The sequence below is a fragment of the Pseudomonas sp. R4-34-07 genome (genome assembly GCF_003852375.1).
Classification (GTDB): Bacteria; Pseudomonadota; Gammaproteobacteria; order Pseudomonadales; family Pseudomonadaceae; genus Aquipseudomonas.
Map to the genome: position 1 here is coordinate 1,546,739 of NZ_CP027760.1, position 22,111 is coordinate 1,568,849.

Here is a 22,111-nt window from a genome sequence, read left to right on the forward strand (position 1 = left end):
AAGCGCAGGCTTTGAAACAGTTTTCACCTTCTTATGCTGCTCGCTCAAGTGAAAAATGTCAGCCACACGTCCACTGACAACTCTTTCACTCGTTCGGTTCGGGTGAAGCCTGAAGGCCATAAGAATAATGAAAACGCTGAAAACCCAAGTCGCCATTATTGGCGCCGGTCCTTCCGGACTGCTGCTCGGCCAGTTGCTGCACAATGCTGGCATCCAGACCCTGATCCTAGAGCGCCAGGCCGCCGATTACGTGCAAGGCCGCATCCGCGCCGGGGTGCTGGAGCAAGGCATGGTCGACCTGCTGCGCGAGGCCGGTGTCAGCCGACGTATGGACGCCGAGGGCCTGGTGCATGACGGTTTCGCCTTGGCGCGCGATGGCCGACTCACGCACATCGACCTCAAGACCCTGACCGGCGGCCAGTCGGTGATGATCTACGGCCAGACCGAAGTCACCCGCGACCTCATGGCCGCCCGTGCAGCAGCCGGCGCCACGACATTGTATGAAGCCTCGAACGTACAACCCCATGACCTGAAAAGTGAGCGTCCCTGGCTGACCTTCGAGCATCAGGGCCAGGCCTTTCGCCTGGAGTGCGATTACGTCGCCGGTTGTGATGGCTTTCACGGCGTGGCCCGTCAGTCGATTCCGCCCGAGGCGCTGCAGGTGTTTGAGCGCGTCTATCCGTTCGGCTGGCTGGGCATGCTTGCCGATACGCCGCCGGTGCACCCGGAGCTGGTGTACGCCAAGCATCCCCGTGGCTTTGCGCTGTGCAGCATGCGTTCGCCGACCCGCAGCCGTTACTACTTGCAAGTGCCCGCGCAGGAGCCCTTGGCCGACTGGTCGGACGAGCGCTTCTGGGATGAGCTGAAAACCCGCCTGCCCGCCGACCTGGCTGAACGGCTGGTCACCGGGCCGTCCCTTGAAAAAAGCATCGCGCCGCTGCGCAGCTTTGTGGTGGAGCCGATGCAGTACGGGCGCCTGTTCCTGCTCGGCGATGCCGCGCATATCGTGCCGCCCACCGGCGCCAAGGGCTTGAACCTGGCGGCCAGTGATGTGAACACCTTGTTTCGGATCTTGCTCAAGGTCTATCGCGAAGGGCGCGTGGAGTTGCTCGAGCGGTACTCCGCCATCTGCCTGCGGCGGGTGTGGAAGGCCGAACGGTTTTCCTGGTGGATGACCTCGATGCTGCATCAATTTCCCGAGGCGGACGGCTTCAGCCAGCGCATTGCCGAGAGCGAGCTGGATTACTTCATTAACTCCGAGGCGGGGCGCAAGACCATCGCGGAAAATTACGTCGGGCTTCCTTACGAAGCTATCGAATAGCCTGCTATCGTATTCGGCATTCCCGCTGGCTGCCGTTGCCTGCGGGCCCTGCTCGAAGGTTCTGCCGTGACCCCTCTCAATCAGCCCGCTCCAACCGTTCCCGCCGTGCGCAGCATCCTCGCCGCGCTGATGCTGGCGATCTTTCTCGGTGCGCTGGACCAGACCATCGTCGCCGTGTCGATGCCGGCCATTTCCGCGCAATTTCATGACGTCAACCTGCTGGCCTGGGTGATCTCCGGCTACATGGTGGCGATGACGGTGGCAGTGCCGATCTACGGCAAACTCGGCGACCTGTATGGGCGGCGGCCGATGATGTTGATCGGCATGGGGCTGTTCACCGTCGCCTCGCTGTTCTGTGGCTTGGCGCAAAGCATGGAGCAACTGGTGCTGGCGCGGGTTCTCCAGGGCATCGGTGCCGGCGGGATGGTCTCGGTAAGCCAGGCGATCATCGGCGACATCATCCCACCCCGCGAGCGCGGGCGTTACCAGGGCTACTTCAGCAGCATGTATGCAGTGGCCAGCGTCGCCGGGCCGGTGTTGGGCGGTTATATGACCCAATACCTGTCCTGGCGTTGGGTGTTCCTGATCAACCTGCCGTTGGGCGCAGTCGCCTGGTACGTGGCCCATCGCACCCTGGTGGGGTTGCCGGTGCCACAACGCAAACCGATCATTGATTACCTCGGCACCGTGCTGATGATCATCGGTTTGACCGCTTTGTTGCTTGGTATCACGCAAATCGGCCAGGGCCATGCCTGGCGTGACGATCAAGTGCTCGGGCTGCTGGCCTGTGCGCTGTTGGCGTTGAGCGTGTTCGTATGGCATGAACGCCGCGCGCCGGAGCCGTTGTTGCCCATGCACCTGTTCGTCAACCGCAGCGCGGTGTTGTGCTGGTGCACGATTTTCATCACCAGCTTCCAGGCGATTTCCCTGACGGTGCTGATGCCGCTGCGTTACCAGACCGTGACCGGCGCCGGTGCCGACAGCGCGGCCCTGCACCTGCTGCCCCTGGCGATGGGGTTGCCGATGGGCGCCTATTTCGCCGGGCGCAGGACGTCGGTGACGGGCCGCTATAAACCGATGATCCTCAGTGGCGCGGTGTTGAGTCCCCTGGCGATTTTCGGCATGGCCTACAGTGCGCCTGAGGCAGTCGGGCTGACGTCATTGTTCATGCTGTTGTGCGGGATTGCTGCGGGGATGCAGTTTCCGACTTCGTTGGTGGGGACGCAGAATTCGGTGGAGCAGCGTGATATTGGCGTGGCGACCAGTACGACCAACCTGTTCCGCTCCCTGGGTGGAGCGGTGGGGGTGGCGTGTATGTCGGCGTTACTGCTGGCGTTGTTGCAGGATGGAAGTTTTGTTCATTTGGCCAGTGGTGCGTTGGTGGGCGAGGGGGGCTCTGGGAATGTGCTGCTTGATGGGCTTAACGCTGCGCCTGGGGCGGCGCGGGATGCGTTGCGAGGGGAGTTGGCGGTGACGTTTCGGCATTTGTTGATGGTGAGTGCGGGGGTGTCGTTGTTGGGGTTGGTGGCGGCGGTGGTGATGCCGGATCGGGTGTTGCGGGGGCTTGGGGATAAGCGCTGAGGCTTGGGGGCGTGGCGGCCTCTGGGCCGACCAGGTCGTTGGGGTTGACTGTGTACATATCCGTTTCTGCGGTAACGCCGGCTGGCGGTTCCGCTCTTACAGCGGGTCACTTTTGGAAGGACCCAAAAGTAACCAAAAGGTCCTCGCCCCACCACTCGGTGCCTCGCCTAGGCTCGGCATGCCCTCACTCCGGCTTGAATCCGTGGGCCGCCGCCATGCGCCATCCATGGCGCAGGGCGGCTAACCCGGCGTCCTGCCGGGTTACCCACGGATTCAAGCCTGCGTTCGGCCAGCGTGGTTTAACGGGGCGACTGAGATCAAGATCCAAAGCAAGAGCAAGAGCAAGATCAAAAGATTGCTGACTTCGTCAGCGTCTGAGGAAGTAGAAGCCACACCGCGCACGCTTCAATGATTAGGTCGGCTCGAAGGCCGCCTCGCTTTGCTTGTGATTTTGCTTTTGATCTTGATCTTAAGCGCCCCGTTAAACCACGCTGGCCGGAATTCGATAGGGATTTGGGGGGTAAACCGGCAGGGATGCCGGTTTAGCCGCCCCGCGCCATGGATGGCGCGTGGCGGCGGCCCCCCAAATCACTGTCGGATTACGGGCACACCGAGCGTGAGCGAGGTGCCGAGTGGTGGGGCAAGAGCCCTTTGGTTACTTTGGGGCTTTTCCAAAGTGACCCGCTGTAAGAGCGGAACCCTAAGCCGCCGTTACCTAAATAACGGATATGTACTCAATAAAACTCACTACTTGGTCGGCCCAGAGGCCGCCACGAAAAACCCCTAATCAGGGACTGTAATACCCCACCGCCACCATAAACCGCCCCGCCTTACGCAAATAAGCATGCTTATTCTCAACCTTCCCCGTCACCGGATTCTTCCACCGATATTTGTACTCCCCCTGATCCTGCTCAGTCATCAGTTGAAGAATCGGCTCACCCACAGGCTTCCCATCCGGGTCCTTGACCTTGGCAAAATCCGTATTGATCAAGCGCAGGTTGGTGCCATGGGCCACATAGCGCCGCGTATCCAGGTCCACCACGAACACGTAGAGATCGTCCTGCAGGAAACCACCCTGCAATGAGTTGATCGCCTTGAGCGTCCCCGCTTCATCCTTCACCAGCGCGTTCACCGCCTTGTTGCGCAGCGCGCGGGCCTGTTCCGGCGTAGCCCGTGGCAGGTAATAGCCGACCGCCAGGATGCGCTCGCCCACGCGCTGGTAAAACACATGCTTGTGCTCGACCTTGCCGTCATTCCAGTTCTGCCAGCGGTAATCGGCCTGCTGGATACCCTGGCCTTCGGGTGCGCTGATAGCTTGCTTGAACGAAGCCTGCAGATCAGGCCCAAGTACCTCGGACACGTCTCGACCGATCAAGGCCGACGAGGGGCCGCCACTGGCCAGCAGCACGCCTTTGGTATCGACCACGAATACGTAGCGGTCCTGGTCGATGAACTCACCTTGGCGGCTGAAAGCGGCCAATGCCTGGTCACCGTTGCTCTGGTAGTACGCCAGGGCTTTTTCCAGCAGCGCCTTGGCCGCCTGGGCCTCCGCATCCTGGGCCGTGGCGGCGTGCACCTGGCTACAGCACAACAGCAACAGCCAGGTGAATCGCAGCAGTGTGTTCATTTATCCGTCCCTCGATTTTGTTGGAATGACAAGAGCGTAGACGGTCGGCGAGGGAATCGTGGCGCAAGCTGATCAAGGCGCCGCCAGCCACTGACTGACGATGCCGTCATACACCCCGGTCGCCACGCTCAGGTGCAACCATTGGTCGACGTAGCTTTTCCAGGCCACATCATCGCGCGGCAGCAGGAAGGCTTTCTGGCTGTACTGCATCTGCCGCTCGGGGTTGACCGCGCACAGTCCCGGTTTTTGCTTTTGCTGGTACCGCGCTTCGCTGGCGTCGGTGATCATCACGTCGGCCTTGCCCGCCAGCAGTTCGTCAAAAATCGTCACGTTGTCGTGCAGGCGTATCTGCGCCTGGGCCAGGTGGGTGCGGGCAAACACTTCGTTGGTGCCACCCGCCGGCTCGATCACCCGCACCTGGGGCTGGTTGATCTGTTCGACGCTCTGGTAGCGCTGTACGTCGGCGCAGCGCACCAGCGGGATCTTGCCGTCGACGCCCAGCGGCTGGCTGAAGAAGGCTTTTTTCTGGCGCTCCAACGACACCGAAATACCGCCCACGGCAATGTCGCAGCGTTGCGCCAGAAAATCCGGCATCAGGGTTTTCCAGGTGGTGGGCACCCAGGTGATCGTCGCGTTGAGGCTCTTGGCCAGGGATTCGGCCATGGCGATATCAATGCCTTGATAGTGACCATCGGCACGCAGCGAGGTGTAGGGCATGTAGTCGCCGGTGGTGCACACCGTCAGCGTGCCACGCTCGATGACGTCGTCGAGGCGCGACGGGCGGGTATCGGCCACGGCGGTGGTTGCCATGCTCGCCAGTACACACAGGGCTAGAGGTGCTTTCATGCGGTCGAATCCTTGGGGCAGGTCGGGTGGTCATTATTGACAGCGCGGGGCAGGGGGACAAGGTGCGTCGCCGGTTTAGCCCTACTGCAATAGCCTCCCGAATCATCAACGGAAGACCCGCAGGGCTTTCGACCTTTTTTTCACGTTGCAGTGGTTAAGCTGCGAACCAAGGTCGTTCTACTTCCGTTATAGCCACATGAGCCCGCGATGTCGTCACAGCCTCCATCCTCCATCGAGACCGAATTCACCGAGCGCCATGACCGTGAGCATGCCAGGGTCTGCGGTGATACACGTCCGCCTGGGCTGTTGCAGCGCCTGGCCGCATGGCGCGATGCGCGGTTGGTGCGCCATGCGTTGAAGGTCGCCGGGGAGCCGGGGTTGATCCTGGACCTGGCCTGCGGCTCCGGGCGGTTCTGGCCGGTGCTGGGCGAGCACGTCAATCGGGTCATCCTGGCGTCGGACAATTCCGAAGAAATGCTCGACCATGCCCGCACCCATCATCCAGCGGCGTTGCTCAAACGTGTCAAGACATTCCCCGGCTCGGCGTTTTCCATCGGGCTTTCGGCCAACGCGGTGGATTGCATTTTCTGCCTGGAGTTGTTTCGCCACGTGCCCAGCACCGAGGTGCGCCTGGCGTTGCTGCGCGAATTTCACCGGGTCAGTCGCGATACCGTGATTGTGTCCGTGGCCGCGCGTACGCCGGTTGAGGATGAGTTTCGCCAGGCGGGCTTCAAGGTTTTGAATCACCGGGAGTTCCTGCCGGGCTCCAAGCTCTGGTGTGTCTACGTCCTGCGTAAGAGGGGATAACTCCCGCCTGTCGGATTATTCGTCATCTCCTGTCTGAGTTTTCATGGTTGCCTGTGCACTGCAGATGCTCGCAAGTCCCTTTCGCGATATATACTGCGCGCCATTCTTCAAGGGAGAGCCGTGTGGCCATCGATATTCACTGGATCTGCGACAACGATAGCCTCGGCCAGCATTGCGCCGAATGGCAGCAGTTGCCATTCGTCGCCCTCGACACCGAATTCATGCGGGTCGACACCTTCTATCCCATTGCCGGGCTGATCCAGATCGGTGATGGCGTGCGCGCTTACCTGATCGATCCGCTGACCATCGACAACTGGCAACCCTTGGCTGCCTTGCTGGAAGACCCAGGCGTGATCAAGGTGGTACACGCCTGCAGCGAAGACCTGGAAGTGCTGTTGCGCCTGACCGGCAGCCTGCCGGCGCCGTTGTTCGACACCCAATTGGCTGCGGCTTACCTGAACCTGGGTTTCTCCATGGGTTACTCGCGCCTGGTGCAAGCGGTGCTCGATATCGACCTGCCCAAGGGCGAGACGCGCTCGGACTGGCTGCAGCGGCCATTGTCCGACACCCAGGTGAGCTACGCCGCCGAAGACGCCGTGCACCTGGCCGAGGTGTATATCCGCCTGCGCCCGCGTCTGTCGGATGACAAGTACACCTGGGTGCTGGAGGACGGTGCCGAACTGGTGGCCAACCTGCGTCGCGAAGTCGACCCGTACGAGGTGTACCGCGACGCCAAGCTGGCGTGGAAGCTGTCGCGCGCCCAACTCGCCGTACTGCGTGAACTGTGCGCCTGGCGCGAACAGCAAGCCCGTGCCCGTGACCTGCCGCGCAACCGCATCATCCGTGAACACTCGTTATGGCCCCTGGCCAAATCCCAGCCGGATAACCTCGCCGCCCTGGGCAAGATCGAAGACATGCACCCGCGCACCGTGCGTCAGGACGGCCAGTTCCTGCTCGACCTGATCAAGCGTGCGGGCAGCGTGCCCATGGACCAATGGCCGCCTGCCGTGCCTGAACCGCTGCCGGTCGACGCCGCCGCGCTGATCAAGCAACTGCGCGCCCTGGGCCAGGCTGAAGCCGAACGCCTGGACATGGCCCCGGAACTGATGCTGCGCAAGAAAACCCTCGAAGCCCTGGTTAAAAGTGGCTACCCCGATGGGCCTTACCAATTGCCAGACTCGCTGCGTGGCTGGCGTCGCGAGTTGATGGGCCAGGCGCTGCTCGACAGCCTGGCCACTGCCGGAGAACAGCCTTGAAACGTATCTGCTCCATTTATCGCAGCTTGAAAAAAGACGGCATGTACCTCTACGTCCTCAAAAGTGACGCCCTGGAGCGGGTGCCGGAGCCGTTGATGATGGCCTTCGGCAAGCCGCATCACGCGTTCGACATGGTGTTGACACCGCAGCGCAAGCTGTCGCGCGAAGACATCGTCGTGGTCCTGGAAAACCTCGACAAGCAGGGCTACCACCTGCAAATGCCGCCGGCCGAGGACGAGTACATCGAACACTTGCCCGAAGAGCTGCTGCGACGCAACGACCCGATGTGATCGGTGGGTGCCCGGTGCCGGGCACATTCTTCAACGCAATCGTATTGAGTTGGCGGTGGCCGTAAGGATGCGGGCGGCCGTCTGTACTGTTTTTGAAAGGTTTGAACCATGCGTGTTCTGATTGCTGAACAGGATCACCCGCTCTACGCCCAATTGCTTCGCGAAGCCGCGCCCGACCTCGAGGTGCTGACCAGCGGCGACTCGGCCGAACTCTCGCGCCTGGCCGCCGATTGCCCGGTATGGCTGGGCCAGCCGGACCTGCTGGCAACGCTGTTGCGCCAGGGCCACCACCCGCAATGGCTGCAATCGACCTGGGCCGGTATCACGCCGCTGCTGGCTGAAGGCCTGCCGCGTGATTATCGCCTGACCCGTGCGGTCGGTATCTTTGGCCAGGTCATGGCCGAATTCGTCCTCACTTACATGCTCGGCCACGAACGTGAAGTGCTGGCGCGGCTGGTCAGCCAGGTCGAGCGCAAGTGGGACAACCGCTTGGGCCAGAGCCTGGCGGGGCGCAAGGTGCTGGTCGTCGGAACCGGCGATATTGGCCAGAGCGTGGCGCAGTTCCTGCTGCCGTTCGGCGTCAAGCTGTATGGCATCGCCAGCCAGGCCCGCGAGCAGGCGCCATTTATTGAAGTCGCCGGGCTCGATCAATTGGGCCGGCTGGTGGGCGAGGTGGATTATGTGATCAACCTGCTGCCCAACACCCCCGAAACCCATGACCTGTACGACGCGGCCCTGTTCAAGCAATTCAAGCCGACCGGGCTGTTTATCAACGTCGGGCGCGGCGTGGCGGTGGTCGATGCCGATCTGGTCGAAGCCCTGAAAGAAGGGCACCTGGCCGGTGCGGTGATCGACGTGTGCCGCCAGGAACCGCTGCCGCAGCGCCATCCGTTCTGGACGGCGTGGGGCTTATTGTTGACCGGGCACAGCTCGGCGCCGACCTCGCCGTCGATGATGGTGGAGCTGTTCGTGCATAACGTGCGTGCGTACCAGGCCAAACAGGCACTGCGCGGGGAAGTGGATTTTGAGCGCGGCTACTGACACAACGCGGTAAAAAAATGTGGGAGGGGGCTTGCCCTGATGATGCTCCTGTAGGAGCGAGCTTGCTCGCGAAAAACGTTCAGGCAACGCGTTCATTCTGGATAAACGCGGGCGCTTTGGGTTCTTCGCGAGCAAGCTCGCTCCTACAAAAAGCCCTAACTGGCTCGCATTAGTGCACGCTTCAGAGACTGAAGTCGCCTTCCGAGACCAGCTCGCTCAGCGGCTTGCGCGGGCTCGGCGCTTCGCGGCCTTGCAAATACTCCGGCAGGCTCGACTTATCCCCCAGCTTGCCGATGGCCACGGCGGCATGCAGTGCATACCCTTCTGGAATCTTCAGCACCTTGCGGGTCAGCTCCTGATCGAAGCCGGCCATGCCGTGGGTGTGCCAGCCGCTCAGGCTGGCTTGCAGGGCCAGGTGAGCCCAGGCGGCGCCGGTGTCGAAGGTGTGCCACAAGGCCGGGGTTTCTTCCTTGGCGCCGGGGGCGATGAAGTCGGTTTTCGAGGCGATGATCACCAGCGCCGACGCATGCTGCGCCCAGCCCTGGTTGAATTCATTGAGCAGGCCCAGGAAGCGCGGCCAATCCGGCGTGTCACGACGGGCATAAAGAAAACGCCATGGCTGCGAGTTGTACGCCGAAGGGGCCCAACGCGCCGCCTCGAAGAAGCTCAGCAGGGTTTCCTGGGGAATGCTCTCGCCGGTAAAGGCGCGCGGCGACCAGCGGTCGATAAACTGGGGGTGGATCGGGTAGTCGGCAACACGGGTCATGAGCAGTTCCTGATCGTCGATTCGGCGCTCAAAACTACTGCGCCGCTACTAGACTGACAAGTGTTGTTACACCGCCAGTCGACAGCGCTTGGCCCCAGGGGGCTTGGGCACTAGACTGGCGGCCTTTTCACCTACCGATACTGATGCAGAGCCATGGCCGCCAAAGTCGAACCTTTCTGGATACGCAAAACCCTCGAACACCTCGACCAGGAGGAATGGGAGTCGTTGTGCGACGGCTGTGGCCTGTGCTGCCTGCAAAAGCTTGAGGATGAAGACGACAACAGCGTCTATTACACGCGCATCGCCTGCAAACTGCTCGACCTGAAAACCTGCCAGTGCACCGACTATCCCAACCGTCGCGCGTCGGTGCCCGACTGCATCCAGCTCACACCCGGCCAGGCCGACCAGTTCAAGTGGCTGCCGCCCACCTGCGGCTATCGGCTGGTCAGCGAGCGCAAGGATTTGCCACTGTGGCACCACCTGGTCTGTGGCGACCGCGACGCCGTGCACCAGGAACGCATTTCCCAGTCCGGGCGCATGCTCAGCGAAGGCAGCGTGCCAGAGGACGACTGGGAGGATTACCTGATCTTCCGGGCAGGTTGAACAAGGAGTGTGTATGAGGGTGGGATTCAAGCTGGCGACCGCTGCCGTGTTGCTGGCGCTGAGCATGCCGGCGTGGTGCGCGAAGAAAGTCGACCTGGATTACCACGTCAAACTCCTGCCCCAGAGCGATCAGGCCGAAGTGCGCGTGAGCCTGTCCCAGGGTTCCGCCGTGCGCAGCCTGGATTTTGACCTGGGCCAGGACGGTGACTACAGCGACTTCAAGGCCGATGGGCAATGGAAAGTCACTGGTCATCGCGGTCATTGGCAACCCGGCGCCGACAAGGCCAGCCTGACCTACCGTGTACGCCTCACCCACGCGCGCAAGCCGGGCAGCTATGAAACGCGGATGACGCCAGGCTGGGCGCTGTTTCGTGGCGATGACCTGGTGCCCGCCGCACGGCTGGACCAGCAGGATGGTGTGGAGTTGGTCGCGCGGCTGATGTTCGAACTGCCGCCGGGTTGGAAAAGTGTCGAGACCGCCTGGCCGCGTATCGGCAAGAACCGGTTCCGCATCGACAACGTATCCCGCCTGTTCGACCGCCCCACCGGCTGGATGCTCGCCGGTAACCTGGGCAGCCGCCGCATGCGCCTGGGGGAAACCGAGGTCACCGTGACCTCGCCCAAGGGCCAGGGCATGCGGCGTATGGATGTGCTGACGCTGCTGACCTTCGTGTGGCCGCAGGTGGAAGCCGCGTTCCCGCGCCATCCGGCCAAATTGCTGGTGGTGGGCGCCAGCGATCCGATGCGCCGTGGCGCAGTTTCGGCGCATGATTCGGTCTACCTCAATAGCCGCACCCCGCTGGTCAGCGAGGACGGCAGCAGCCCGTTGATCCGCGAAGTGGTGCAGGCCATCGCCCGCTTCAATGACCACGACAGCAGCGACTGGATCAGCGAAGGCCTGGCCGGCTACTATGCCATTGAACTGGTACGCCGCGCCGGGGGCATCACCGATGAGCGGTATCAAGCGATACAGGCGCGCTTGGCGAAGGAGGGCAAGGACGTGACGCGCCTGCGTGGCGAGCACGTCAGCGGCGCGACGGTGTCACGGGCCGTGGTGGTGTTGCAGGAGCTGGACCGAGAGATTCGCGTGAAAACCCATAACAAGCGCTCGCTGGATGACCTGGCGCAGGCGGTGATGCGGGCCGGTAGCGTTACCACAAAAGAGTTTGTGCAACTGGCTGAGCGCATCATCGATGGTTCATCCGCCGTGCTCGACAGCAAGCTGCTGCGCTGATCTTCAAGCCATGCACAAAGCAAAATGTGGGAGGGGGCTTGCTCCCGATTGCTGTGGTTCAGTCACTGTATGCGGTGACTGACACCCTGCTATCGGGAGCAAGCCCCCTCCCACATTTGAATCTCTATAGGCCGAAGACCTGGGTCACCCCACGGTTTTCGTGGCTTTCTCAGCCGCCACTTCAGCCTTGGTCTTCAAGTTCTGCAGCTCCGCGCCAGCGCGCTCGATCTTCGTGCGTACGCTGTTCATTTCCTGGCGGCCTTGCTCCAGCTTGTCCTTGAGCGAACTGTGCCCGGTGAAACCCCGAGCCAGCGCCACGCCACCAATCGCCACCTGGATCAGCCCGAAGAGCCCGCCACGGCGCAGGCCTTTGCCTACCATCATCACGCCACCGGCCACCGAGCCGATGCGCTCCCAGCCGTGCACGTTCTGTGTACGCGGGGCTTCAGGCTGCTGATGTTCGATGAAAGGTCGCAGGGTTTTGCTGTCGCTCATGGTCTGTCTCCTACAAAGGCAAGTGTAAGTAGCTGACTGTTCTCGAGGGCCGGATGTTCCCGATATTTCAGTACTTGGGGCCCGAGCGGGTGTTGTTGCCCTTGGCCAGGCGGTCGTAGAGCACCACGTTGACGGTGGCGGCAAGGTTCATGCAGCCAGTGGTCGGAATATAGACGACGTCTTCGCACCAGTCGCGAATGTCTTTATCCAGCGAGCCATCTTCCGGGCCGAAGATATACAGCGCGCGGTCGGGGTGGGTGTATTCGGGCAGCGGGCGGGCGCCTTCCACCAGTTCCACGGCGACGGGGATGCAGCCCAGGGGCAGGATCTTCTTCAGGTCATCGATGCCGATCAGCGGAATGTCGTGGTGAACCTTCTTGGTGTCGGTGATGAAGTCCCGCGCGCGCTCGTAACGCACGCCGGTATAGAACACCGAAGCCACACCGTAGCAGCCGGCGGCGCGCATCACCGAGCCGACGTTTTCAGGGGATTTGGGGTTGTACAGACCGATGCAGCTGTAGCGTTTATTGCCCACGGGGAAGGGTGCCTTGGAGAAAAAACGCGATTATACGGCTTTGGGGCATCGTGGTGCTGGGGCGATCGCTATCGGGAGCAAGCCCCCTCCCACATTTTGATTTGTGAATACAGTCAAATGTGGGAGGGGGCTTGCTCCCGATGAGGCCGGAACAGGCGACAAAATCCTCAGTCGTCCTTCTTCATCAACCCCGCCAACGCCGCAAACGGGTTGTGCGTGGCCTTGGCAATCGTCGGGCTGCTGGTGGAACCTTCGCCGAAGTACTGCTGGTCGGTATAGCGCGAGTGCTCGTTGTCATGGCAGTACAGGCAGAGCAGTTCCCAGTTGGAGCCGTCCTGGGGGTTGTCGTCATGATTGTGGTTGCGGTGGTGCACGGTCAGTTCGCTCAGGCGCTTGCCGGCGAATTCACGGGCGCAGCGGCCGCACACGTGGGGGTACATTTTCAGGGCTTTGTCGCGGTAGCCCATTTCCCGGTCGCGCTGGGCATCGGCGAGGATGCGGTCCAGCTTGGCGGTGTGGGAGGGCGGATTGGTCGAGCTCATCATGGCTCCTGGCTATTGGGTGGTCACGGACAGGTTGATTCTAGCTAATCACAGCGCAATTAGCCCTTGAGCTTTTCCGCAATCCAGATGGTATGCCGCGTGCCCTTGTTGCCGTGGGCAAACACCTGCACTTCCTCGGCCTTGAAACCGGCCTTGCGCAGTTTGTCGCTGAACAGTTTGTCGGCGCTGGCTGACCACACCGCCAGCACGCCCTTGGGGCGCAGCGCTTTGGCGCAGGCGGCCAAGCCACCGGCGGAATACAGCCAGCTGTTGGCCTTCTGCGTCAGGCCTTCAGGGCCGTTATCGACGTCGAGCATGATCGCATCAAAGCCCTGGGGCTCGGCCTGCAGCACCTTGGCCACGTCTTCCAGGCGGATCACCGTGCGTGGGTCGAGCAAGGGGCGGCCGGACTTTTCGCCCAGCGGCCCACGGTTCCACTCCACCACGCCCGGGACCAATTCCGCCACCACCACTTCGGAGCTCTTGCCCAGGTGCTTGAGCGCCGAGGCCAGGGTGAATCCCATGCCCAGGCCGCCGATCAGCACCCGTGAGCCCGGGCGCCCCGCGACCTTGCGGCAGGGGATCTCCGCCAGGGCGTCTTCGGAGCCGTGCATGCGCGTGTTCATCAACTGGCCACCGTCACCGCCCTGAATCTTGATCACGAAATCCTCGCCGTATTCGAACAGGCACAAGGCACCGCCGTTGTCGGGGATCGGAGTGGTGTCCAGCAGAACGAAACGTTTCATGGAAATCTCATTGGGAAGGGCATTCTTGCGCGGTTGGGAGTAGCCTTACGACATTCCGGTCAGGCCATGGAGCCATCGATGAAGTGCAGTATTCTAACGGTCATTGTGCTTGGCGCGCTCGCATTGGGTGCGGCGCAGGCGCAGGAGTCGCAAACCGTACCGGTCGCCCCCGCACCCACCCCCGGCGCGCCGGGCACGCCAACGCCTACGTTGTACCCGCAGGTCACGCCGCCCGTCGTGCCCAAGACCAACGGCTCGCCGCCCCTGGCACCCATCGTGCTGCCGGCGCCGCCCAAGGACCAGACCGTGCCGGGCCTGCAGCAGAACGACAGCAAGCCGAAGACGCCTGGCGGTTAAAACTGTTGCGCCAGTAATTGCCCGTCAGCCATGCGCAAACGCTTGGACAGGGCGATGGCAATCGCGCGGATGATCTTTGCCGCTACCCTGGGCGCTTCGTTGAGCATTTTCTCCAGGGCGTCCTTGCCCAGGTTCAGCAGCACACAGTCGGTGGCCGCCATGCAGCTGGCCGAGCGCCGTTCGCCGTCGAGTACCGCCATTTCGCCAAAGGCCCGGCCGCTGCGCAGGGTGGCAATGGTCAGGCGTTGGCCCGCGTGGTTGGTTTTCTGCACCGCCACCTGGCCGCTGTGGAGGATGCACATGAAGGTGCCGGCATCGCCCTCGAGGAAAATCACCTCATCCTGGGCAATGCTGCTGATATTGAAGTAGCCCGCGGCGATATGAAAATCTTCCGGTAGCAGCGGGTCGAACAGGCCGCAGTCCATCAGCATGTCGCGGATTTCTTGGTTGAGCAGGGTGGGTTCTGACATAACTGCGATCTTGGTCCATCAATTCGGTAGGCGGTCCTGTGTTCAGACAGGACCGCCTGGCTAAGTTCCTAAATCAGTTCCAGCGCCTTGAAGACAAAGGCGTATTCGAGCGCTACGTCACGTAATCCCTGGTAACGGCCACTCATGCCACCGTGACCGGCACCCAGCTCGGTCTTGAGCAGCAGCAGGTTGTCGTCGGTCTTGGTGTCGCGCAATTTGGCCACCCACTTGGCCGCTTCCCAGTACTGCACGCGGCTGTCGTTGTAACCGGCGATCACCAGCAGGTGCGGGTAGGCCTGGGCCCGCACGTTTTCGTAAGGCGCATACGCCTTGATGCGCGCATACACCTCGGGCTCCTGCGGGTTGCCCCATTCGTCGTACTCCGTGACGGTCAGCGGCAGGTCCGGGTCGAGCATGGTGTTGAGCACATCGACAAACGGTACTTCGGCGATCGCCGCCTGGAACAGCTCCGGGCGCTGGTTGAGCACGGCCCCGATCAACAGGCCGCCGGCGCTGCCGCCGCTGATCGCCAGCTGCCTGGCGGTAGTCAGGCCCTGGGCGATGAGGTGTTCGGCGCAGGCGATGAAATCGCTGAACGTGTTCTGCTTGTGTTCCTGCTTGCCGTTGCGATACCAGGCTTCACCCAGTTCGCCGCCGCCGCGCACATGCGCGATGGCAAACGCCACGCCACGGTCGAGCAGGCTCAGGCGTGCGTGGGAGAACCACGGGTCGAGGCTTTGGCCGTACGCGCCGTAGCCATACAGGTACAACGGCGTCGGCTTGCCGAGCTGGTCACGCTTGACCACCAGGCTGATCGGCACCTGGGTGCCGTCGGCGGACGTGGCCCACAGGCGCTGGCTGACGTAGTCGTCGGCATTGAATGCGCCGAGTACCGGGGTTTGCTTGAGCACCTGTTGAGCGCCGCTGGCCAGTTCCAACTGGCGCACCTGGGCCGGGCGGTTCAGGGCTTCATAGCGCAGGCGGACCTTGTCGCTGATAAATTCCAGGCTGTCCTGTACGTAGAGGCTGTAAGCCGCGTCAGGCAATTCCACGCGATAGGCCGGCACGCCCTCGGGGTGCACTTCGATCACCGGCAGGCCACCGATGCGCAGGCTCAAGGTCATGGCGCTGGCATTCAGGCTGATGCCGTCCAGCATCACCTCGTCGCTGTGGGGGATCAGGTTCTGCCAGTCGGCTTCGGTGGGCACCGTGCCGGTGTCGGCGGCAACGAACAGCGCGTAATTGATGCCGTCGCGGTTGCTGCGGATAAACCAGGTCCACTGGCCGTTCAACTGGCCGTGGTCGACATCGTATTCATGGTCTTCTACCCGTGGCGCCAGGCAGGTGAAACCCTGGTGCGGCTGGTCGGCGTCCAGTGCCCAGATTTCGCTGGTGGTCTTGCTGCCCAGGGCCAGCAGCAACTGGCGCTCGGAGCTGGAACGGTAGCAATGCAGGAAGAAACGTCCGTCGGGTTCGTGGAACACTTCCTGCGCCGCCGTGCCGTCCAGGCGGTAGCGGTAGAGTTTGTGCGGGCGATGGGTGTCGTCCAGTTCGCCAAAGAACAGCGTGAGGCTGTCGTTGGCCCAGGTCATGCTGCCGTCGCAGTTGTCGAACGCCAGTTCGCTGACCTTGTCGGTAGCCAATTCCTTCACGAACAGGGTGTAGATCTCTTCACCACTGGTGTCGAGGCTGTAGGCCAGGCGCTGATGGTCGGGGCTGATGCTGAACGCGCCGAGGGAGAAAAACCCGCCATTGGCCAGCTCGTTCGGGTCCAGCAGCAGTTCTTCGCTGTGCTCATCCACCTGGTTGCTGTCATCGGCCGGGCGGCGGCAGCGGTAGTGGCGCGCGTATTCGTCACCGGCGGTGGTGCGGGTGTAGTACAGATACGGGCCCCAGGGGGAGGGCAGGGACAAGTCGGTTTCCAGGATACGGCCCTTGATCTCTTCGAACAGGCTCTCGCGCAACGCCTGCTGGTCGGCGAGCTGCGCCTCTTGCCAGGCGTTTTCGGCCTTGAGGTAATCGAGGACGTCGCGGCTGTCACGCTCCTGCAGCCAGGCGTACGGGTCTGGGCCTGGGGCCTTGCGGGCAATCGGTGCGGTCGAAATAGGCATGGATGATTCTCTATCGGGCGGACGGTGGCCGGCATTGCAGCCGCGACACGCAAAAGCCGTTATCATAGCCGCCTCTTTGCCAGCCTTGCCATGGACACCATGACCGAGAACGACTATCTGACCGCTTGGGGCCTTTACGCCTTCGCCGCTTTGGGCTGCCTGTTAGTGTGGTGGCGCATGACCCGCTGGATGTGGCGCTGGCTGCGTGAGCCGTTGCAGTTACTGATGGCGGTGCTGTTGCTCAGCCCCACCATCGTCGACCCGATCAAGACCCAGTTCGCGCCGGCCGTGGCGATCACCGCCCTGGACCTGGTGCTCAAGGTTGGCAATAACGCCTGGCGCGCCATCTCCGACCTGTTCATGTACACCATGATCGTGTTCGGGCTGTACATCGTGTTCGTGTTGATCCGCTGGCCCCTCGAGCGCGCCGCCAACGCCCGCCGCGAGCGCAAGGCCGCCACGGATGCCGCGTTGGCCGCCGAGCCGGAAGAAGACGAACCGTTCCATCGCCCGGCGCCCGTCGGTGGCATGCGGGTCGAACCGCGCCTTTAACGTTGTCCGCCCTGCAGCGAGAGCCCTGGCATGTGTGAATTATTGGGCATGAGTGCCAACGTCCCCACCGATATCGTGTTCAGCTTCACCGGCCTGATGCAGCGGGGCGGGCGTACCGGCCCGCACCGCGACGGTTGGGGCATCGCCTTCTACGAAGGCCGTGGCCTGCGCCTGTTCCAGGATCCGGCCGCGAGCAGCGAGTCGGAAGTCGCGTTGCTGGTGCAGCGTTATCCCATCAAGAGCGAAGTGGTGATCGGCCATATCCGCCAGGCCAATGTGGGCAAGGTGAGCCTGGCCAATACCCACCCGTTCGTGCGCGAACTGTGGGGCCGCAACTGGTGTTTTGCGCACAATGGCCAACTGGCCGACTTCACCCCCCGCGCCACCTTTTACCGACCGGTCGGCGACACCGACAGCGAAGCGGCATTCTGCGACCTGCTCAACCGCGTGCGCGAAGCCTTCCCGGAGCCGGTGGACATCGAGCACATGCTGCCGGACCTGATCGCCGCCTGTGCCGAATACCGCAGCAAAGGCGTGTTCAACTGCCTGCTCAGTGATGGCGACTGGCTGTTTTGCTACTGTTCGACCAAGCTGGCGCAGATCACCCGGCGCGCCCCGTTTGGCCCGGCCCGCTTGAAAGATGTCGACGTGATTGTCGATTTCCAGGCCGAAACCACCCCCAATGACGTGGTAACGGTGATCGCCACCGAGCCGCTGACCGACAACGAAAACTGGACCCGCTACGAACCGGGCCAATGGAGCCTGTGGCGACGCGGTGAATGCGTCAGCCAAGGCGTTACCGAATAAGGAATCGACCATGTTGCTCAGTTATCTGCGGTTGGTGCTGTTTGCCATTGGCTTGTTGGTCGGTGTGCAAGTGCCGGGCTTCATCAACGATTACGCCAAGCGCGTCGAAGCCCACCTGATCGAGGCCCAGACAGGCTTGCGCGGGTTCGAGTCCACTGCGCAGCAGTTCTTCAACGGTGACATGCAAGCTTTGGTGGCGCATTACCGTGCCAGTGACGATCCGGTGTTCCAGAGCGACGCGAGCAGCCTGGGCGCGATGCTCGACCGGCAGCTCGAGTTGGACAAGCAATTCCAGGCCATGCAAGGCCCCTGGTACATCCGCGCCCTGCAAGTGGCGGTGGCCGCCGATCCGGATATTCGCCTGGAAACCTGGAATGGCTACAGCTACCAGATATTGCTCACGCCCGAAGCCATGGGCTGGGGCCTGGGCGGGGCGATGCTGTTGTCGTTCGGTATCGAATGCCTGTACCGACTGATCGATTGGGTGGTGCTGGGCGGTCGGCGCCTGCGCCAGAGCCGGCCGATCGAAGAGCGGGATCTCAAAGGCCTCTAAAATGTGGGAGGGGGCTTGCTCCCGATAGCGATGTGTCAGTCAGCCTATGTTTGGCTGACCCACCGCAATCGGGAGCAAGCCCCCTCCCACATGTGTATCCAGTTTAGTCAGTTGCTCAGCACCATCCGCTCTTCGCCGACCTCTTCGGCGTAGCGAGCAACGACCTTCTGGCACAACCCCACAATCTCCTCCACCAATTCCACCCCGACCCGCCACGACACCACCACCTGCAGGTTTGGCAACTTCTGCGCCATCGGCAGCATCACCAATTCCCCCCGTGCCAGTTCTTCGCTGACCAGCACCGGCGGCAGTGCGCCAATGCCAAAGCCATCGCGCAGTAAACGGGTGATGGCCGATACCGAGTTGACGCAATTCATCCGTGGCGCGGCCACGCCATTGGCCTGCATCAAGCTCAATACATCCTGATGGGGGCAGGAGTTTTTCGAGTAGGTGATGATACGTTCCTGGGCCAATTCGGCGAGGGAAGCGTAGTCGCGGTTATAGATCGACTGGCTGGCGACGATCCACGCCATAGGGTGGCTGCCCAGTTCCAGGCTGCGCACGCTTTCCAGGCGCAGCAGGTCGGTTTGCAGGATCAGATCGAGGAAGCCTTTTTGCAGCTGATCGCTTAAGTTCAAAGCGGTATCGGCGACCAATTCGATTTCTACCCGCGGGAACAGGCTCATCAACTCAGCGACCAACGGGCTGAGCCAGGTGTGGATCACGGTGTCCATCGCGCCGATCCGAATCCGTCCGACCTTGCTGCTGGTGGTTTCCAGGGACTGTTTCAAGCCCTGCATGGTCACCATCATCTGCTCGGCATAATCGAGCACCTTCAAACCTTCCGGGGTCAGGCTCACGCCACGCGAATCGCGCAGGAACAGCTTCACCCCCAACTCGCTTTCGAGCACGGCAATGCGGCTGGAAATCGACGCTTGGGTGGTGAACAGCTTTTCGGCGGTCAGGCGGAAACTCTTGAGCTTGGCCACCCAGACGAAGGTTTCGAGGAACTTCAAATTCATGGGATCAACTTTTTCTTATGCTTGGATCGGTTTTTATTAGTTGGACGCCGCACCGGCCAGCGCCAAAAATCGAGTCGTTCCACGATAAGCGTCGTTGGGGTTCAGGACAACATCGTTGCGAGATGTTGGTAAAAGATCCCACACTACAAAAAAACAAAGCCTACAGGAGCGACCCCGTGAGCCGCCTGCTATTGAATTGCGACATCGGCGAAAGCTTTGGCAACTGGACGATGGGTCTGGACGCTGAAGTCATGCCGTTCATCGACTGCGCCAACGTGGCCTGCGGCTTCCATGCCGGCGACCCGAGCATCATGCGCAAGACCGTCAGCCTGGCGTTCAAGCACGCCGTGCAAGTGGGCGCACACCCGGCCTATCAGGACCTGCAAGGCTTCGGCCGGCGCTCCATGAACTACACGCCCCAGGAAATCCAGGACCTGCTGCATTACCAGATCGGTGCGCTGGATGGCATCTGCCGGGCACAAGGGGCGCGCGTCAGTTACGTGAAACCCCATGGCGCGATGTACAACGACATGATGGCCAATCCCGCCCAGCTGCGCGCGGTGATCCAGGCCGTGGCCGCTTACGGCGACCTGCCGCTGATGTTGCTGGCCACGCGCGACAACAGCGCGGCCCAGGCCGTGGGCGATGAATACGGCGTGACCCTGTGGTTCGAAGCCTTTGCCGACCGCGCCTATGACAGCCAGGGCCATCTGGTTTCCCGCCAACTGCCGGGTGCGGTGCACCACGACACCGAGACCATCGTCAATCAGGCGGTGACTATTTCCCGAGGTGAGGCCCTGAGCGCCAGCGACGGCAGCGCCTTGGTCTTGCAGGCCCACACGTTGTGCGTCCACGGTGATAACGCCAGCTCGGTGGCTGCGGTGCAGCGTATCCGCCAGGCGTTGAAACCAGCATGAAGCCACGGATTGAAGTGGTGGCCATCGACTGCCTGATGGTGCGGCTGTTCGATGAGATTGCCGAAACCAACATGCCGTGGATGCTCGCCGCCACCCAGCGGTTGCGCAGCGGGTTCGGCGGTGCCTTGGTCGACCTGGTGCCGTCCTACACCACTTTGATGGTGCATTACGACCTCGCCACGCTGGCCCCGGCCGAGGCGCGGGCGTTGATCGACCAGGCGCTGACCGACTTGCAGCCCCAGGCCCAGGGCGGCGGCCGCTGCCATGTGCTGCCGGTGTGGTACGACCTGAGCGTCGGCCCGGAACTGGCCTTGCTGGCACAGCGCAGTGGGCTTGCGGTGGCTGAAGTGATCCGTCGCCACAGCACTCACCTTTATCAAGTGTTCGCCCTCGGTTTCGCCCCCGGTTTTGCCTTTATGGGGCTGGTGGATGAAGTCCTCGCCACACCGCGCCTCAGCACCCCGCGCAAACGCGTGACGGCCGGCAGTGTGGGTATCGCCGAGCGGCAAACCGCCGCCTATCCGGTGGTGTCCCCTGGTGGCTGGAACCTGATCGGGCGCACCCCGGCCAAACTGTTCGACCGCGAGCGCGACGGCTACAGCCTGATGCAGCCGGGCGACACGGTGCGCTTCGAGGCGGTCAGCCACGCGGAGTTCGTCAACCTGGGCGGCGACGACACGCCCTTGGAGGCACAGGCATGAGCCGCTTGTTGATCGAAGCCAGCACGCCGCTGTGCCTGTTGCAGGATGCCGGACGTTTCGGCGTGCGCCACCTGGGCGTGACCCAGGGCGGCGCGCTGGATTGGGTGTCGATGTCGTGGGCCAATTGGCTGCTGGGCAATGCGCTGGATGCGCCCGTGGTGGAAATCACCCTGGGCGGCTTTACCGTGCAGGCCGAGGACTACTGCCTGCTGGCCCTGGCCGGTGCCGACCTTGGCGCCTTTATCGACGAGCGCGCCATCAGCCCAGGGCGCAGTTTTATCCTGCAAAAAGGCCAGCGCTTGCGCTTTATCCAGCCGTTCAAGGGCGCGCGGGCTTACCTGGCGGCGCCGGGCGGGTTCGATGCACCGCAGGTGCTGGGCAGCTGTGCAACGGTGGTGCGTGAGGAGTTGGGCGGCGTCGACGGTTTGGGCAAGGCATTGGCCGAAGGCGGGCGCTTGGCTTATTTTGGCACGGGCGGGACGATGAGGGTGCTGGCCAACCCGGATTTGCAATCCGGTGCCTCACTGGACGTAATCGTCGGCGCCCAAATAGGCCAGTTCAGCGGGCAGAGTTTATTCGACGCTTTCAACACCGAATGGGCGCTGGACAGCCGCGCCGACCGCATGGGCATGCGCTTGCTCGGCACGCCGCTGCACTATCAGGGGCTGTCGTTGATTTCCGAAGGGATTCCGTTGGGCGCGATCCAGGTGCCGCCGGATGGGCAGCCGATTGTGCTGCTCAATGATCGGCAGACCATTGGTGGTTATCCACGGTTGGGTGCGCTGACGCCTTTATCCCTGGCGCGCCTGGCGCAGTGCCTGCCGGGGGAGAAGGTGCGATTGACACCGGTGGTGCAGGAAACCGCGCATCGGCAGCACATCGACTATTTGCGCCGATTCCAGTAACACTGCAGTCCAAAATGTGGGAGGGG

At 62.3% G+C, this 22,111-nt stretch carries 25 protein-coding genes; 15 read left to right on the top strand and 10 right to left on the bottom strand.

What is annotated here, in order from left to right:
* Positions 1-136: 136 nt before the first annotated feature.
* Positions 137-1,321 (top strand): 4-hydroxybenzoate 3-monooxygenase, encoded by a 1,185-nt coding sequence (gene pobA / locus C4J85_RS07040; RefSeq protein ID WP_177413579.1) that lies wholly within the window; start codon positions 137-139, stop codon positions 1,319-1,321.
* A gap of 66 nt (positions 1,322-1,387) precedes the next feature.
* Positions 1,388-2,902: an MDR family MFS transporter gene (locus tag C4J85_RS07045; RefSeq protein ID WP_124409296.1), complete on the top strand. Its 1,515-nt coding sequence runs from the start codon at positions 1,388-1,390 to the stop codon at positions 2,900-2,902.
* Positions 2,903-3,689: 787 nt separating this feature from the next.
* On the opposite strand, the gene C4J85_RS07055 is transcribed toward C4J85_RS07045, so the two are convergent.
* Both C4J85_RS07055 and C4J85_RS07060 read right to left on the bottom strand, forming a co-directional pair.
* A complete protein-coding gene (locus tag C4J85_RS07055) occupies positions 3,690-4,529 on the bottom strand; it encodes a cache domain-containing protein (protein WP_124370009.1) in 840 nt (279 codons plus the stop codon).
* A 72-nt stretch (positions 4,530-4,601) separates the two neighbouring features.
* Entirely contained in the window at positions 4,602-5,375 is a 774-nt protein-coding gene (locus tag C4J85_RS07060) for a transporter substrate-binding domain-containing protein (protein WP_124406583.1), read from the bottom strand.
* 207 nt (positions 5,376-5,582) lie between these two features.
* Between C4J85_RS07060 and C4J85_RS07065 the strand changes: the two genes are divergently transcribed.
* The 4 genes from C4J85_RS07065 to C4J85_RS07080 all read left to right on the top strand — a co-directional run bounded on the left by C4J85_RS07065 (position 5,583) and on the right by C4J85_RS07080 (position 8,769).
* Positions 5,583-6,182 carry a class I SAM-dependent methyltransferase gene (locus tag C4J85_RS07065; protein WP_124366239.1) on the top strand — a complete coding sequence of 200 codons (600 nt, stop codon included), beginning with the start codon at positions 5,583-5,585 and terminating at the stop codon, positions 6,180-6,182.
* Positions 6,183-6,304: 122 nt separating this feature from the next.
* The gene (gene rnd, locus C4J85_RS07070; protein WP_124409297.1) at positions 6,305-7,438 is read left to right on the top strand and encodes a ribonuclease D; all 1,134 of its coding nucleotides are present in this window, start codon (positions 6,305-6,307) and stop codon (positions 7,436-7,438) included.
* Positions 7,435-7,728: a YcgL domain-containing protein gene (locus C4J85_RS07075; RefSeq protein WP_124366241.1), complete on the top strand. Its 294-nt coding sequence runs from the start codon at positions 7,435-7,437 to the stop codon at positions 7,726-7,728. The genes rnd and C4J85_RS07075 overlap by 4 nt, the downstream gene beginning before the upstream one ends.
* 108 nt (positions 7,729-7,836) lie before the next feature.
* Positions 7,837-8,769: a D-2-hydroxyacid dehydrogenase gene (locus C4J85_RS07080; RefSeq protein ID WP_124409298.1), complete on the top strand. Its 933-nt coding sequence runs from the start codon at positions 7,837-7,839 to the stop codon at positions 8,767-8,769.
* 181 nt (positions 8,770-8,950) lie between these two features.
* Here C4J85_RS07080 and C4J85_RS07085 read toward each other — a convergent pair whose 3' ends face one another.
* The gene (locus C4J85_RS07085) at positions 8,951-9,535 is read right to left on the bottom strand and encodes a nitroreductase family protein (protein WP_124409299.1); all 585 of its coding nucleotides are present in this window, start codon (positions 9,533-9,535) and stop codon (positions 8,951-8,953) included.
* 153 nt (positions 9,536-9,688) lie between these two features.
* Between C4J85_RS07085 and C4J85_RS07090 the strand changes: the two genes are divergently transcribed.
* Together C4J85_RS07090 and C4J85_RS07095 are read left to right on the top strand one after the other, a co-directional pair.
* Positions 9,689-10,138, top strand: a complete 450-nt coding sequence (locus tag C4J85_RS07090; protein WP_049709459.1) for a YcgN family cysteine cluster protein — start codon at positions 9,689-9,691, stop codon at positions 10,136-10,138.
* Positions 10,139-10,151: 13 nt separating this feature from the next.
* The gene (locus tag C4J85_RS07095; protein ID WP_124409300.1) at positions 10,152-11,372 is read left to right on the top strand and encodes a hypothetical protein; all 1,221 of its coding nucleotides are present in this window, start codon (positions 10,152-10,154) and stop codon (positions 11,370-11,372) included.
* Positions 11,373-11,516: 144 nt separating this feature from the next.
* Here the strand turns inward: C4J85_RS07095 and C4J85_RS07100 are convergent, their stop codons facing one another.
* From C4J85_RS07100 to C4J85_RS07115, 4 genes are all read right to left on the bottom strand, one after another.
* The gene (locus C4J85_RS07100; protein ID WP_124366245.1) at positions 11,517-11,867 is read right to left on the bottom strand and encodes a DUF2892 domain-containing protein; all 351 of its coding nucleotides are present in this window, start codon (positions 11,865-11,867) and stop codon (positions 11,517-11,519) included.
* A 67-nt stretch (positions 11,868-11,934) separates the two neighbouring features.
* Positions 11,935-12,402 (bottom strand): RNA methyltransferase, encoded by a 468-nt coding sequence (locus tag C4J85_RS07105; RefSeq protein ID WP_053136646.1) that lies wholly within the window; start codon positions 12,400-12,402, stop codon positions 11,935-11,937.
* 167 nt (positions 12,403-12,569) lie between these two features.
* Positions 12,570-12,944, bottom strand: coding sequence for a YajD family HNH nuclease (locus tag C4J85_RS07110; protein ID WP_003210675.1), 375 nt, complete (start codon positions 12,942-12,944; stop codon positions 12,570-12,572).
* Positions 12,945-13,003: 59 nt separating this feature from the next.
* Complete coding sequence (locus C4J85_RS07115; protein WP_124409301.1) at positions 13,004-13,690, bottom strand: spermidine synthase; 687 nt, start codon at positions 13,688-13,690, stop codon at positions 13,004-13,006.
* 78 nt (positions 13,691-13,768) lie between these two features.
* Between C4J85_RS07115 and C4J85_RS07120 the strand changes: the two genes are divergently transcribed.
* Positions 13,769-14,047, top strand: coding sequence for a hypothetical protein (locus C4J85_RS07120; protein WP_124366248.1), 279 nt, complete (start codon positions 13,769-13,771; stop codon positions 14,045-14,047).
* Here C4J85_RS07120 and C4J85_RS07125 read toward each other — a convergent pair.
* Positions 14,044-14,517 (bottom strand): cyclic nucleotide-binding domain-containing protein, encoded by a 474-nt coding sequence (locus tag C4J85_RS07125; protein ID WP_124361771.1) that lies wholly within the window; start codon positions 14,515-14,517, stop codon positions 14,044-14,046. The genes C4J85_RS07120 and C4J85_RS07125 overlap by 4 nt on opposite strands.
* 68 nt (positions 14,518-14,585) lie before the next feature.
* Positions 14,586-16,628, bottom strand: a complete 2,043-nt coding sequence (locus tag C4J85_RS07130; RefSeq protein ID WP_124409302.1) for a S9 family peptidase — start codon at positions 16,626-16,628, stop codon at positions 14,586-14,588.
* A gap of 24 nt (positions 16,629-16,652) precedes the next feature.
* Between C4J85_RS07130 and C4J85_RS07135 the strand changes: the two genes are divergently transcribed.
* From C4J85_RS07135 to C4J85_RS07145, 3 genes are read left to right on the top strand one after another with little or no spacing between them, the layout of a single operon-like run.
* The gene (locus tag C4J85_RS07135) at positions 16,653-17,180 is read left to right on the top strand and encodes an MFS transporter (RefSeq protein ID WP_124366250.1); all 528 of its coding nucleotides are present in this window, start codon (positions 16,653-16,655) and stop codon (positions 17,178-17,180) included.
* 30 nt (positions 17,181-17,210) lie between these two features.
* On the top strand, positions 17,211-17,987 hold the full coding sequence (locus C4J85_RS07140) for a class II glutamine amidotransferase (protein WP_124361774.1): 777 nt from the start codon (positions 17,211-17,213) through the stop codon (positions 17,985-17,987).
* A gap of 10 nt (positions 17,988-17,997) precedes the next feature.
* Positions 17,998-18,540 carry a DUF2937 family protein gene (locus C4J85_RS07145; protein ID WP_005786113.1) on the top strand — a complete coding sequence of 181 codons (543 nt, stop codon included), beginning with the start codon at positions 17,998-18,000 and terminating at the stop codon, positions 18,538-18,540.
* 107 nt (positions 18,541-18,647) lie between these two features.
* Here C4J85_RS07145 and C4J85_RS07150 read toward each other — a convergent pair whose 3' ends face one another.
* The gene (locus C4J85_RS07150) at positions 18,648-19,562 is read right to left on the bottom strand and encodes a LysR family transcriptional regulator (protein WP_124409303.1); all 915 of its coding nucleotides are present in this window, start codon (positions 19,560-19,562) and stop codon (positions 18,648-18,650) included.
* A gap of 176 nt (positions 19,563-19,738) precedes the next feature.
* Between C4J85_RS07150 and C4J85_RS07155 the strand changes: the two genes are divergently transcribed.
* The 3 genes from C4J85_RS07155 to C4J85_RS07165 are packed head-to-tail and all read left to right on the top strand — an operon-like array spanning position 19,739 to position 22,085.
* Positions 19,739-20,479 carry a 5-oxoprolinase subunit PxpA gene (locus C4J85_RS07155; RefSeq protein ID WP_124409304.1) on the top strand — a complete coding sequence of 247 codons (741 nt, stop codon included), beginning with the start codon at positions 19,739-19,741 and terminating at the stop codon, positions 20,477-20,479.
* Entirely contained in the window at positions 20,476-21,180 is a 705-nt protein-coding gene (gene pxpB / locus C4J85_RS07160) for a 5-oxoprolinase subunit PxpB (protein WP_124409305.1), read from the top strand. The genes C4J85_RS07155 and pxpB overlap by 4 nt, the downstream gene beginning before the upstream one ends.
* On the top strand, positions 21,177-22,085 hold the full coding sequence (locus tag C4J85_RS07165; RefSeq protein WP_124409306.1) for a biotin-dependent carboxyltransferase family protein: 909 nt from the start codon (positions 21,177-21,179) through the stop codon (positions 22,083-22,085). Before pxpB ends, C4J85_RS07165 begins: the two co-directional genes overlap by 4 nt.
* The last annotated feature ends 26 nt before the right edge of the window (positions 22,086-22,111 follow it).

Coding starts and splice junctions, on each gene's coding strand:
- C4J85_RS07055 (WP_124370009.1), bottom strand. CDS start 4,529: ATGAACACACTGCTGCGATTCACCTGGCTGTTGCTGTTGTGCTGTAGC.
- C4J85_RS07060 (WP_124406583.1), bottom strand. CDS start 5,375: ATGAAAGCACCTCTAGCCCTGTGTGTACTGGCGAGCATGGCAACCACC.
- C4J85_RS07065 (WP_124366239.1), top strand. CDS start 5,583: ATGTCGTCACAGCCTCCATCCTCCATCGAGACCGAATTCACCGAGCGC.
- C4J85_RS07080 (WP_124409298.1), top strand. CDS start 7,837: ATGCGTGTTCTGATTGCTGAACAGGATCACCCGCTCTACGCCCAATTG.
- C4J85_RS07085 (WP_124409299.1), bottom strand. CDS start 9,535: ATGACCCGTGTTGCCGACTACCCGATCCACCCCCAGTTTATCGACCGC.
- C4J85_RS07090 (WP_049709459.1), top strand. CDS start 9,689: ATGGCCGCCAAAGTCGAACCTTTCTGGATACGCAAAACCCTCGAACAC.
- C4J85_RS07095 (WP_124409300.1), top strand. CDS start 10,152: ATGAGGGTGGGATTCAAGCTGGCGACCGCTGCCGTGTTGCTGGCGCTG.
- C4J85_RS07100 (WP_124366245.1), bottom strand. CDS start 11,867: ATGAGCGACAGCAAAACCCTGCGACCTTTCATCGAACATCAGCAGCCT.
- C4J85_RS07110 (WP_003210675.1), bottom strand. CDS start 12,944: ATGAGCTCGACCAATCCGCCCTCCCACACCGCCAAGCTGGACCGCATC.
- C4J85_RS07115 (WP_124409301.1), bottom strand. CDS start 13,690: ATGAAACGTTTCGTTCTGCTGGACACCACTCCGATCCCCGACAACGGC.
- C4J85_RS07120 (WP_124366248.1), top strand. CDS start 13,769: ATGAAGTGCAGTATTCTAACGGTCATTGTGCTTGGCGCGCTCGCATTG.
- C4J85_RS07125 (WP_124361771.1), bottom strand. CDS start 14,517: ATGTCAGAACCCACCCTGCTCAACCAAGAAATCCGCGACATGCTGATG.
- C4J85_RS07130 (WP_124409302.1), bottom strand. CDS start 16,628: ATGCCTATTTCGACCGCACCGATTGCCCGCAAGGCCCCAGGCCCAGAC.
- C4J85_RS07140 (WP_124361774.1), top strand. CDS start 17,211: ATGTGTGAATTATTGGGCATGAGTGCCAACGTCCCCACCGATATCGTG.
- C4J85_RS07145 (WP_005786113.1), top strand. CDS start 17,998: ATGTTGCTCAGTTATCTGCGGTTGGTGCTGTTTGCCATTGGCTTGTTG.
- C4J85_RS07150 (WP_124409303.1), bottom strand. CDS start 19,562: ATGAATTTGAAGTTCCTCGAAACCTTCGTCTGGGTGGCCAAGCTCAAG.
- pxpB (WP_124409305.1), top strand. CDS start 20,476: ATGAAGCCACGGATTGAAGTGGTGGCCATCGACTGCCTGATGGTGCGG.
- C4J85_RS07165 (WP_124409306.1), top strand. CDS start 21,177: ATGAGCCGCTTGTTGATCGAAGCCAGCACGCCGCTGTGCCTGTTGCAG.